Annotated in this window: 12 protein-coding genes; 11 read left to right on the top strand and 1 reads right to left on the bottom strand. The window is 39.2% G+C overall.

Features of this window, described 5'->3' with window-relative positions:
- Positions 1–178 precede the first annotated feature (178 nt).
- The 7 genes from B3139_RS01030 (at position 179) to B3139_RS01000 (ending at position 5,797) form a co-directional block, all read left to right on the top strand.
- A complete protein-coding gene (locus B3139_RS01030; protein ID WP_209574521.1) occupies positions 179–1,258 on the top strand; it encodes a Glu/Leu/Phe/Val family dehydrogenase in 1,080 nt (359 codons plus the stop codon).
- Positions 1,259–1,320: 62 nt separating this feature from the next.
- Positions 1,321–2,268: a transcription antitermination factor NusB gene (nusB, locus tag B3139_RS01025; RefSeq protein WP_293879357.1), complete on the top strand. Its 948-nt coding sequence runs from the start codon at positions 1,321–1,323 to the stop codon at positions 2,266–2,268.
- A gap of 28 nt (positions 2,269–2,296) precedes the next feature.
- Positions 2,297–2,758: a DUF1573 domain-containing protein gene (locus B3139_RS01020; protein WP_293879355.1), complete on the top strand. Its 462-nt coding sequence runs from the start codon at positions 2,297–2,299 to the stop codon at positions 2,756–2,758.
- A gap of 26 nt (positions 2,759–2,784) precedes the next feature.
- A complete protein-coding gene (gene yajC / locus B3139_RS01015; protein WP_209574516.1) occupies positions 2,785–3,102 on the top strand; it encodes a preprotein translocase subunit YajC in 318 nt (105 codons plus the stop codon).
- Positions 3,103–3,296: 194 nt separating this feature from the next.
- On the top strand, positions 3,297–4,247 hold the full coding sequence (locus B3139_RS01010; protein WP_293879352.1) for a CdaR family protein: 951 nt from the start codon (positions 3,297–3,299) through the stop codon (positions 4,245–4,247).
- Positions 4,248–4,257: 10 nt separating this feature from the next.
- Positions 4,258–4,833 carry a dephospho-CoA kinase gene (gene coaE, locus B3139_RS01005; RefSeq protein ID WP_293879350.1) on the top strand — a complete coding sequence of 192 codons (576 nt, stop codon included), beginning with the start codon at positions 4,258–4,260 and terminating at the stop codon, positions 4,831–4,833.
- A gap of 4 nt (positions 4,834–4,837) precedes the next feature.
- A complete protein-coding gene (locus B3139_RS01000; RefSeq protein WP_293879348.1) occupies positions 4,838–5,797 on the top strand; it encodes an exonuclease in 960 nt (319 codons plus the stop codon).
- A gap of 143 nt (positions 5,798–5,940) precedes the next feature.
- Here B3139_RS01000 and B3139_RS00995 read toward each other — a convergent pair whose 3' ends face one another.
- Positions 5,941–6,345: a hypothetical protein gene (locus tag B3139_RS00995; RefSeq protein WP_209574508.1), complete on the bottom strand. Its 405-nt coding sequence runs from the start codon at positions 6,343–6,345 to the stop codon at positions 5,941–5,943.
- A 224-nt stretch (positions 6,346–6,569) separates the two neighbouring features.
- Here B3139_RS00995 and dinB point away from each other — a divergent pair, with 224 nt between their 5' ends.
- The 4 genes from dinB to B3139_RS00975 all read left to right on the top strand — a co-directional run bounded on the left by dinB (position 6,570) and on the right by B3139_RS00975 (position 12,125).
- Positions 6,570–7,667 carry a DNA polymerase IV gene (dinB, locus tag B3139_RS00990; RefSeq protein ID WP_293879346.1) on the top strand — a complete coding sequence of 366 codons (1,098 nt, stop codon included), beginning with the start codon at positions 6,570–6,572 and terminating at the stop codon, positions 7,665–7,667.
- Between the two features lie 142 nt (positions 7,668–7,809).
- Positions 7,810–9,936 (top strand): S9 family peptidase, encoded by a 2,127-nt coding sequence (locus B3139_RS00985; RefSeq protein WP_293879344.1) that lies wholly within the window; start codon positions 7,810–7,812, stop codon positions 9,934–9,936.
- A 209-nt stretch (positions 9,937–10,145) separates the two neighbouring features.
- Positions 10,146–10,952 (top strand): beta-carotene 15,15'-monooxygenase, encoded by an 807-nt coding sequence (locus tag B3139_RS00980; protein ID WP_209574502.1) that lies wholly within the window; start codon positions 10,146–10,148, stop codon positions 10,950–10,952.
- Positions 10,953–10,967: 15 nt separating this feature from the next.
- A complete protein-coding gene (locus B3139_RS00975; protein WP_293879341.1) occupies positions 10,968–12,125 on the top strand; it encodes a 1-deoxy-D-xylulose-5-phosphate reductoisomerase in 1,158 nt (385 codons plus the stop codon).
- Position 12,126: the final 1 nt, after the last annotated feature.

Genomic DNA, 12,126 nt, shown 5'->3' with positions numbered 1-12,126 from the left:
ATGGATACAAAAGTAGAACTAATTCGTCAAAATGTTTTACGATTTAAGTGAATTTACTGTCATTCGGAAATCAAATGTTAAGTCTTGGATAAAAAAAGTTGTTAGGCACAACGAATAATTTTCCTACTTTTGCATCAAGTACCTTAAAAAATTAAAACAAATTAGAGTAGTACATTTTATGTCAACATCTCAAAATTCTATTTTTGAATTGATGAGCCAGTCTGGTCATCAAAACTTATTTTTCTGTAATGATGAATTAGTGGGCTTAAAAGCTATCGTTGCGATCCATGATACCACATTGGGGCCTGCGATAGGAGGGGTTCGTATGTTACCATACGAAAGTACAGAAGAAGCTATTGAGGATGCTTTACGTTTATCCAAGGCCATTACCTATAAGTCTGCCATCACCGGATTGAATCTCGGTGGGGGAAGTGCTGTGATAATCGGTAATAGCCGTTTGGACAAATCTGAGGTTTTATTGCGCCGTTTGGGCCAGTTTATTGAAGGATTGAATGGTAATTTCATTGCTTCTTTGGACGTAGGCACTACCCAACGCGATCTAGAACATATTTATACGGAGACCGACCACGTGGCTGGTTTGCCAAAAGCAATTCACGGTAGTGGCGTTGGCGATCCTTCGATCTTTGCTGCACAAGGTGTTTATTTTGGGATCAAAGCTTGTTTGAAAGAACTCTATGGGTCGGAGAGTGTAGCGGGCAAAAAGGTCATCGTCCATGGCGTAGGTGGAGTCGGTGAGCGTTTGATTGCGATGTTGCGTGAAGAGAATGCACGCGTGTATGTCAGTGATATTACAGAGGAGAAAATGTTGAAAGTAGCGGCTAAGTACAAAGCCGAGCCAATTCCCTACGGTGAAGTATTTGATCACGATTTTGATGTATATGCTCCTTGTGCATTGGGCGGTACAGTAAATCCAGAATCAGCGCAAAAAATGCAATGCAAAATTATTGCTGGTTCGGCAAATAATCAATTGAAAGATGAATTGATCACCAGTTCAATTCTGCATGAGAGAGGTATATTATATGCTCCAGACTATTTGATTAACGCAGGGGCATTAATTGGCTGTTATTCAGAAATTCAAAACTATGGTGTAGACCACACTGAATTTGTGATTAAAAATATTTATAATGCGACAAGAGACGTATTGAAAAAATCAAAAGAAGAAAATATCTCAACTTTTGAAGCGGCCAATCGCATCGCGGAGAAGCGTATCCAAGATATTAAAAAAATCAAGCGATAGTCTTCATTCCCAAAATCGTTCTTACTTATTATTTTATAAAAAAAATCGTTCTTTAAATTACTATGTTAAACAGGAGACACCTGAGGGTAAAAGTAGTGCAAACGCTTTATGCGTACAGTCTTTCGGAAGACAAAGACATCAAAACATTTGAAAAAGCGCTATTAAAAAATGTGGATGAGGTCTATGAGATGTATATGTGGACACTGAATCTATTAGATGAAGTGTCAGATTACGTCTTAATAGATGCAGAGGGTAGGGCCAATAAATTCTTACCAACTGAAAAAGACTTGTCTTTAACGACCAAGTTAAGTACAAACACTTTTATTGAGTCATTGAGACAAAATCCACAATATGGAGAAGGTGTCAAAAAGTATAAGATTTCATGGAATTTTGATCCGGAGATCGTGCGTACCGTGTTTTTGCAATTAAAGGATTCTGAGGCTTATTTAGAATACTTACAACAAGAAGATCGCTCGATCGGTACGGAAAAAGATATTATCAAACATATCTTTAAAAAAATCATCTTGAAATCGCCGGTTATTGAGCAGGTTTTTGAAGAAAAATTCATCAACTGGCAGGTGGATAAAGAAGTGTTGCAAGCACTTATTGCGAAGACATTTAAGAATTTCAGTTCGGAAGATCCGCGTAGAAATAAACTTGCAGAAATTACACAAAATTGGAATGACGATAGCGATTATATCATTGCATTATTGGGTAAAACGATTCGCAATACAAATGAGTATCAAAAGCTTATCTCTGATAAAACAAAGAATTGGGAGTCAGATCGGATTGCTTTGATGGATACCTTATTGATGCGTATGGCGATATGCGAATTGATTAATTTTCCATCAATTCCCGTGAAAGTAACAATAAATGAGTATATTGAAATTTCTAAGGTATTCAGTACATTGAAAAGTAATACATTTATTAATGGTATCTTAGATAAAATATTGAACGATCTGAACCAGCAGGGAAGAATCCAAAAGGCAGGTCGTGGTTTAAGAGATTAACATAAATTCTGATAAATAATTTATACGAATGAAAAACTTTGGCAAATATTCGGTTTTGGCTTTGCTAGCAATGTTTTTCTTTTCTTGTGGAAATGCAAACAAGGGAAAAGAAGAAGGAGCGAGGATAGCAACTGACACCGCCGCTGCAGATAGCCTTTCTAAAGCTGCAGCACAATTGGGGAAAGTAGAATTTGAAGAATCTGCATTTGATTTCGGTCAGGTAAAGGAAGGTGCGCAGGTAAAACATACCTTTGTGCTTAAAAATACAGGTGATGCACCTGTTATTATCTCGAAAGTGACAGCTTCATGTGGATGTACGCAGCCTGAATTTTCAAAAAGCCCTATTTTGCCGGGGGGAACATCTGAGATCCATGTAACTTTCAACAGTGAAGGACAAGTTGGCAAACAACAGAAGATCATTACGATTCAATCGAATGCTTCAAACGGTTTGACAACCGTGCAGCTAAAAGGCGAAGTATTAGCAAAATAACACATTATTAAACGATATAATTACAAATGAACACAGTATTATTACAAGCAGCGGGTGGCAATTTGATGAGTTTTCTACCAATGGTTTTGATTATCGTGGTATTTTATTTCTTCATGATCAGACCGCAAATGAAGAAGCAAAAAGATCACAAAAAATATATTGAAGAACTTGGTGTAAACTCTAAAGTAGTAACGACAGCTGGTATTCACGGCCGTATTGTAGAAGTATCAGATACTACATTCTTGGTTGATGTAGGTTCGGGCGTTAGAATTCGTTTTGACAAATCAGCAATCGCGTTAGATGCTTCTAAAGCTGCTAACAACACAGAGAAGAGCGCTTCATAAGCTTTTTCGAGAGAGAAATGAAGGCCAGTTTTCTAAGAAAACTGGCTTTTTTTATTTTGGTTTATCAACGGAATGTCCATTTTTGTTAAAGCCCCCGCTGAATAAGAGAAAAATACGATATAAATTTTGTCGTTTTTAAAAGTGAAGTGAAGATTAGAACGCTGATTTTTATGCAAATTGATTAAGTTTGTATCATGGCGAATACAGTTCGAATAAATAAGATCCAACGGCGTAAGATAAATATCTTCATACGTTGTGTTGGAATTTCGTTGTTAGCTTGGCTATTATTTTCGATCTCCAACCAATATACTGTATCCGTCAAGGCGGCGATTGAATACGTTAATCTGCCCGAGAAGCGGGCGTTCCACCCGCAGCAGTCTGATACTGTAAAAGTTAAGTTGGAAATGACGGGATGGCAATTTTTATTTTCAAAAGCTGCTTTGGAAACACCTAAAGTTCAGGTCGACCTAAGCTCATTAAAAACCAAAGATTGGATCGTTTTTTCTAATCAGCTGGGATTTATTAATCGGCAATTTCCACATGAACAGCGGGTCGTCTCTGTCAGTCCCGATACCTTGTTTTTTGATTTTTCGAAACAGACACAACGTAAAGTGCCTGTAAATCCCCTTGCTAATATTGCATTTAAACGGGGATACGGATTTATCGCTGAAACCAAAGTTACACCAGCTTATGTGACCATCACCGGGCCTTATGAGGATGTTTCGGCAATTGAATACTGGGAAACCGATACCGTCCGCGGGAAAGACGTGGAGACCGATGTACGAACTGTTGCAAATCTGGCGAGAAACCAAAAAGGGAATATCAATGTTTATCCAACGTCTGTTGAGGTGCTGATGCCAGTAGGTGAATTGACCGAGAAAGTAATCGAATTACCTGTTAAGGTGGAAAATGGACAACGGTATAGTTCGGTCAGGCTTAGTCCAAGTAAAGTTGTTGTCACGGTATTGATGTCCGTAAAAGATTACAATAAGTATACTTCGCGCGATTTTGAGGCGGTGGTAGACCTTTCAGATTGGGAGAAGAATCAGGTACAGTACTTACCCATTTTATTGACCAAAGTTCCTGAATATTGTCAGATAATAAGCATTGTGCCCCAAAATGTAGACTTTTTTGTACGTAAATAACGATATTTTCATGAAGATTGGAATAACAGGCGGAATTGGATCAGGTAAAACATTTATCTGCAAGCTATTTAAAGCCATGGCAGTACCTGTTTATAACGCGGATGAGGAAGCTAAAAAACTGATGAATACCGATATTCGGATTAAAGAACGCTTAATCGCGGAATTTGGAGCGGAGACTTATCCGGACGGGAAGTTGGATCGGGCTTTCTTAGCCCAACGGATATTTTCGGACAGAACGAAGCTCGAACTTGTGAACGGAATTATACACCCTATCGTTATTCAGGAGGCGAAGGAATGGGCAGAACAACAAAAATCCCGTTATACACTCAAGGAGGCCGCCTTACTCTTTGAAAGCGGCTCTTATAAGGATCTTGATTATACTATTCTGGTTACCGCGCCTTTATCCGTACGTGTTCAACGTGTAATGGAGCGCGATAAGGTTACGGAAGGACAGGTCATGGAGCGAATTAATAAGCAACTCTCTGACGAAGAAAAGTTAAAGTTGGCCGACTTTGTCATCGTTAATGATGGCACCACACCATTATTGCCACAAGTGTGGAATCTACATCAAAAATTTTTAAAATAATAGTATGTCTATAATATTGCCTGACTTCTTTGTCAGAAAGCCAGAAGGTTATTACTGCCGTTACGGTGATTTTTTTATCGATGCCAGCAATCCAGTTATGCATAATGTCGTATCTCATGCCCATGGCGATCATGCGAGCTCAGGGCACGACTATGTGTATGCTACCCATGCGACAACTTTGTTTATGAGCCACCGTTATAAACAAAATCGCAAAGACTCCTATCAGGTTAAATTATATAACAGCCCTTTTAAACTCGGTGCCGTCGAGATTACGTTAATACCGGCAGGACATATCCTCGGGTCGGCACAGATTCTAATGGAATATATGGGCGTGCGATATTTGTATACAGGCGATTATAAATTACAGCCCGATGATACCTGTGAACCCATCGAAATGCATCATGCTGATGTATTGATTACCGAAAGTACCTTTGCAAATCCAGCTGTTATCCATCCTGACCCGGCCGAGGAAATCAAAAAATTGGATGGTCACGCCAGCAATATCTTATTGGGTACTTATGTACTGGGGAAGGCGCAGCGAGTTACTGATTTGATCAATAGATACTGTCCGGATAGAAAAGTACTTGTGCATAGTGGAATATTACCGTACCATAGACTGTATGATGCATATGGACTGAAGAAATTAAACTACGAGCCTTATAACAGGAAGGAAATGAAACAGGGCGAACAAAATAAAGTTTATCTGGTTCCCCCAATGACATTTAATAGTTACTTCAGAGCGACCAAAGTATTGCGGGCGTTCGCTTCGGGCTGGAAGCGCCTGCAGGCACAGAATGATATCGAACTCTATATTTCCGATCACGTGGACTGGAACGACATTCTCCAGTATATCAAAATGGTTGATCCTCGGGAAGTATGGACACTCCACGGTGATGGAACGGTTCTGAGAAGTTATTTCAATGATAAAATGATCGTCCGCGACGTCTTTCTGGCACAAGCATAAGTCTGTCAGTGTCGAAGATCTTCTGCAGGGTACACCCATGCCAAGAAAGTGGAGCAACTTATATCTTGGCGTCACTATAACAGCGCCATACAACTGATTTCGATCCATCATTTGAAAACTTCGCTGTATCACCAGCGAAGTTTCTATTTCATATTAACAATCTTGTCAACAACATAGACAGTATTTCCGCGCCAAGGAAGCACTCCATGATATTCTTTGTAACGTAGATCGAAATATTTGCCACTGTTTAGCTCCAATTGTTGAAAAACTGAATCGTCTTCAATAGAAAATTCAAATTGATTGCTGGCTATTCCTCCAGTTTTGATGCTTCCAAATCCTTCTTGGATGAGCTTGCCCTCATATGTCTTAAAAATATTACCCTTCCTTACAGCATAATTAAGATAACCCGACTTGACACCCTCACCGAATACATAATAATATTTCCAGTAGGCATATGAGCCACCCCCGACGAGGATAAAGAGGATCAGGATGAGCAAAAATTTTTTTAATCCGGATTTCTTCTTTTGTTGTTCAGGTAAATTTTCCATTATGTATTTGAATTAAAATGGTTTGAAACAGTTTGTAAAACAATTAGAAATGTATTCTTTCGATACCCTATTGTGTAATTTCATCTAAAGATAAATAATGAACGGCATAAATGCTAGTGGTTTTTATTTAAAGTCAATGAAAAAGGTATTTTGGTGGATGCTAATTCTATTAGTTATTTTCTCCTTGGTGTGTGCTGTTATGCTAATTTTTGTAAATTTGTCTAATGGACTCAGCACGGGTATATCGCAAGATTATTCATTTGGATATGGACGCATTCTATGCATCTGTAGATCAGCGCGACTTCCCCGAATATCGGGGGAAGGCAATCGCTGTCGGCGGATCACCAGATGGGAGAGGGGTGGTTGCGACAGCAAGCTATGAAGCAAGAAAATTTGGTGTCAAATCTGCTATGAGCTCAAGAAAGGCTCTTCAACTGTGCCCTCATATTATCTTCACTTATCCCCGTTTTGATGTTTATCGCCAGGTTTCGTATCAGATCAGGGAGATTTTTCTACGGTATACGGACTTAATTGAACCACTTTCCCTGGATGAAGCATATTTAGATGTTACAGTGGATAAACAGGGAATCGGTTCGGCAATCGATATTGCAAAGGCGATTAAAGGAGCTATAAAGGACGAACTGAACTTAACGGTGTCCGCTGGTGTGTCTGTCAATAAATTTGTAGCGAAAATTGCTTCAGATATGGATAAACCCAATGGTTTGACATTTATTGGTCCTTCTAAAATTGTCAAGTTTATGGAGTCATTGCCCGTAGATAAATTTTTTGGCGTAGGGAAAGTCACTGCAAAGAAAATGCACGAACTGGGGCTGTTTAATGGGCTCGATTTAAAAAAACAGCGTGAAGATGATCTGGTCCGTTGGTTTGGAAAGACAGGTCATTTTTTTTACCGTATTGTCAGAGGTATCGATGACCGTCCAGTTGTTCCTAATCGCAGCAGTAAATCGATTGGTATTGAGGATACTTTTGAGGTGGATGTAGAAGCATTTGAAGAATTAAACAGCATTTTGCATCGACTCTGTAAACAGTTGTGGTTACGTATTGGGAAAAAGGAAGTTTCTGGACGAACGTTAACCTTGAAAGTTAAGTATGCGGATTTTGTGCAGCTGACACGTAGCACAACCATAGAAAGTAGTTTCGACTCCGAAGACAAAATTTACGCCACAGCGCATCGTTTGCTAAACAAGGTTGAGCTGCTAAACAAGGTGCGTCTATTGGGGGTTTCAATATCCAACTTTGTAGAAGAAACTGATTTTCCAAAGGAAGGTATACAGCTAAACCTTTTTGACCATCATCCTTAGTCAATAATCCGCACTATTGTTCGACTTTTGATAAGTTAAAGAATAAACAGCATGTGAATTAAGCTTGTTACAGGCAAAATCATCGTTATTTGTCACAATTCTTTATCTTAGCCCAAATAATAATAAACATATCCAAAAAGTAATGAATACGGTATCAAGAGTACTCTTAGGTGCGTCTATCGTTTTTTTTGTGCACGAGACTGGTGTTGCGCAGAAGAAATTGGATTTTGCGCAGTCCTGGGGGCAAAAGCAATCTTTGACGGTCCGCACCAATCAGTATACTGGCTGGGCAGAGGGAACAGCTTACCTGGAGAATGATGTAAACGATGGTCGTTTGTATCAGGTCGACGTTAAATCAGGCAACAGAAGTATTTATACAATTCCTGCTAAAGAAGGAACGGTTGTCTACATCGATAACAACGATATCTTCCTAAAAAGCAGTGATGGAGCCGTAAAGAAGCTTACCAATTCGCCTGACATTGCCGAACAAAACCCCACGTTGTCACCAGATGGTAAATATGTGGCTTTCACGCGCAAAAGTAATTTATACAGCGTGGATGTGGTATCCGGAGAAGAGATGCAATATACACATGATGGTACTGACGTCATTTACAATGGTTGGTCATCTTGGGTGTATTACGAGGAGATTCTTGGGCGTCCGACAAAGTACAAAGCTTTTTGGTGGTCTCCAGATAGTCGTAAGATAGCATTTATGCGATTCGATGATACAAAGGTTCCGATGTTTCCTATTTATTCGTCGAAGGGTCAGCATGGTTATCTCGAGGAAACAAGATACCCTAAAGCGGGTGACCCGAATCCAGAAGTCAAAGTCGGTATAGTTCATCTTGCTGGGGGCAAAGTTACATGGGCTGATTTTAACGAAAAAGACGATCAGTATTTCGGTCAGCCTTATTGGGCCTTTGATAGTAAAAATCTAATGGTACAGTGGATGAACCGGGATCAGAACAATTTAAAGTTTTATCAGGTCGATCCGAACTCTGGTTTAAAAAAAGAAATCTATGATGAGCGTCAGTCTTCATGGATCAATTTGGATCACGATGAGCGTATAACTTATCTTGCTGATAATAAATATTATATCTTAAAATCGGACAAGTCAGGTTGGGCCCACTATTACCTCTATAAATTGGACGGTACTTTGGTAAATCCCATTACCTCTGGTGAATGGCAGGTGACCGAATTGAAGCGGATCGATGAAAAAAACAAGGTGATCTATTTTACTGCACGTAAAGAAAACTCAGCGCGGTTTGATCTTTACCGTGTGGATTATTCGGGTAAAAATCTCAAACGTCTGACTTTTGGTGAGTACTCACACGATGTTAATGTATCGCCCAATGGCCAGTATTTTATTACTAAATATTCTAATGTAAGTACACCAGATAGATTTGCACTGTTGGATAATCGGGGTAAGGTCGTTAGGCAATTGGCGGATAGCAAAGCAGCAGATTTTGCTTCCTATACGTACGGTAAAACCGAATATTTACATATTAAATCGGATGACGGATTGTTCAATCTTCCCCTGACAATAACTTATCCGACAGATTTTGATCAATCGAAAGTTTATCCGGTTGTTTTCAGTATCTACGGTGGACCGGATGCTGGGACAGTAAAAGATACCTGGAAAGGGACAAACAACCAGTATTGGGCTAATGAAGGAGTTATTCAAGTCTCCGCAGATCACCGTGCTTCGGGGCATTTTGGCAAAAAAGGTGTTGCCTATATGCACCGTAATCTTGGTCATTGGGAGATTATTGATTATTCAACCATCGTTAAATGGTTGAAATCACAACCATGGGTGGCTAAAAACAAGGTGCTTATCACAGGCCATAGCTATGGTGGATACATGACCTGTTTAGCGATGACAAAAGCCGCTGATGTATTTGATTTCGGTATTGCAGGTGCGCCTGTAACGTCATGGGATCTCTATGATAGTCATTACACAGAACGATGGATGGATACACCGCAGGACAATCCGGATGGATATAAGGCCGGATCTGTATTGACTTATGCTAATCATTATAAAGGTGTGTTGCGTATTATGCATGGCGATATGGACGACAATGTACATCTGCAGAATACAATCCAGCTCGTCGATAAATTGACTGATCGAAATGTTCCTTTCGAATTGATGATTTATCCTGGAAGCCGGCATGGATTTGACCGATCGAAAAGCAAATATGATTTTAACGAACGTGCGCGTTTTTACTATCAATATTTACTGGAAAAGCCGCTTCCAAAAGAGTTTAAATAAGCCTAACTAAGGTGAAAATATAGCTTCCCCTGTCACTTCGATAGGGGATTTTTATTTTACGGAGTATTTTCATTTATTCACGCTGCCAAATATTCTCCATCGGGTTCTTCTTTATGTTAAATATGAGAAAAAAAGTGATTTTTCTGTGTGTGTAAATTGTTGAAAATTAAAAAATATGGCATCTTTGTAGAAGTTTATTCAAAGATAAAATGATTCAATTCCTAAAGGAAAGTACTTTTGCCGTTAATGAGGTTTTTAATAAGTCATTGGAGTTGCTGAAAAAGCATTATTTTTCGGTTGCTGGGCTTTGTTTTCTGTTATTTGTGACTTCTGGACTCTCCAATTATCTTGCAACATCGATTAGTGATTTCAATGTAGTGTTGAGTGGTTTTATGGCGTTTTTTTTCATGGTAATGTATTTCGGATTGAATATGACTTTGTTTAAGTATATTTTGAGTCTGATAGATGGAAATCATGATAAGAAACTGATTCAATGTATCCCAAGTTCAAAGGAACTCGTTTACTTTTTCGGAGCTATGCTCAGTATCATGGTGCTTTCAATAATGCTCTTACTGCTGTTGGGGGCAGTTTCTTTACCCTTTCTTTATTTGTTTGAAAACGGTGAAAATCGTGTGGAGCTGATGAGCAATTTTACGATGTTTGTCGTTTTTGTGGCAGCCATATTGACCTTTCTCCTGATTATAAGAGTGGCATTTTATCCATTCTTTATTATTGATAAACACGCGGGTACTTTCAAATCTTTGCGTTTTAGTTTTGCACTGACAAAGGGTAACGTGTTTAAACTGTTGTTGATTTTGGCTGTGTTTGCTTTCTTTCAGTTGCTACAGATGTATTTTAATTTTTTAGAATATTACATAATTTTTATTATTTTGAACCTCGTGAGTTCTTTTTTGGTTGTACCTTTAGCTTGCATTGTCGTTTCGGTAGCTTATCGTTCAATGATGGCAGATTATCATGGTGGAGAGGATCCAAAGATTTTAAAAAATATATTTTAATTAATAGCAAAGGTTTTGAGTAAAAAAGGAATTGCCATTTTAGGGGCAACGGGAAGTATAGGCACACAAGCCTTGGATGTTATAAGAGCCTTTCCTAATCAATTTGAAGCAGTCGTTTTGACATGTGGTAGCAACGCATCATTGTTAATTCAGCAGGCTTTGGAGTTTAAGCCTAAAGCAGTTGTTGTAACGGATTCCCTTCAATATAGTTATGTTCAGGACGCCCTAAAAGGGCATAATATCGCTGTTCTTTTAGGTGAATTGGGGTTGGTTGAAGTGGTTCAATATGAAGATGTTGATGTTGTCTTGAATGCGATTGTTGGGTCTGCCGGATTAAAGCCTACTGTGAAAGCGATTCAATCCAAAAAGGATATCGCTTTGGCTAACAAGGAAACACTGGTTGTCGCTGGCGAGCTGATTATGGCTTTGGTGCATGAATATGGCGTTCGAATGCTGCCTGTGGATTCAGAGCATTCGGCAATTTTTCAGTGTTTGACCGGAGAGGAGCATAATCCGATAGAGAAAATCTACATTACCGCTTCTGGCGGGCCTTTTAGAGGTAAAAGTAGAGCAGAGCTTCAATGTGTTACCAAGGCTCAAGCATTGAAGCATCCCAATTGGTCTATGGGAGCCAAAATCACGATTGATTCCGCTTCTTTGATGAATAAAGGCTTAGAAGTCATTGAAGCAAAATGGCTTTTCAATCTGTCGATAGATCAAGTTGATGTCATTGTACATCCTCAATCCATTGTGCATTCCCTGGTTCAGTTTCAAGACGGTTCTATGAAAGCGCAAATGGGGGTACCTGATATGAAATTGCCGATCCAATATGCGTTGACATATCCAGGACGTTTCGAAAATAATTTTGAGCGTTTTAATTTCATGGACTATCCAACGCTCAGTTTCGAAAAAGCAGATATGGAAACCTTCAGAAATCTGGCTCTTGCTTATGAAAGTTTGCGGGCCGGTGGCAATAGAAGCTGCGTATTGAATGCCGCCAATGAAGTCGTTGTAGATGCGTTCTTGAAAGATCGAGTTGGTTTTCTGGAGATGAGTGATGTTATTGAACAGACATTGGATCAAGTACAATTTATTGCTACACCGACGTTGGATGATTATCTGGAAACCGATCGTGTAGCAAGATTAATAACAAAGGAAATAATCAAAGATTAAA

Origin of the sequence: Sphingobacterium sp. UBA1498, from assembly GCF_002325125.1 — a bacterium.
In the GTDB taxonomy this organism is placed as follows: domain Bacteria; phylum Bacteroidota; class Bacteroidia; order Sphingobacteriales; family Sphingobacteriaceae; genus Sphingobacterium.
Note: the sequence above shows the minus strand (reverse complement) of the source record. Positions and strands in the feature narration are given on the sequence as shown.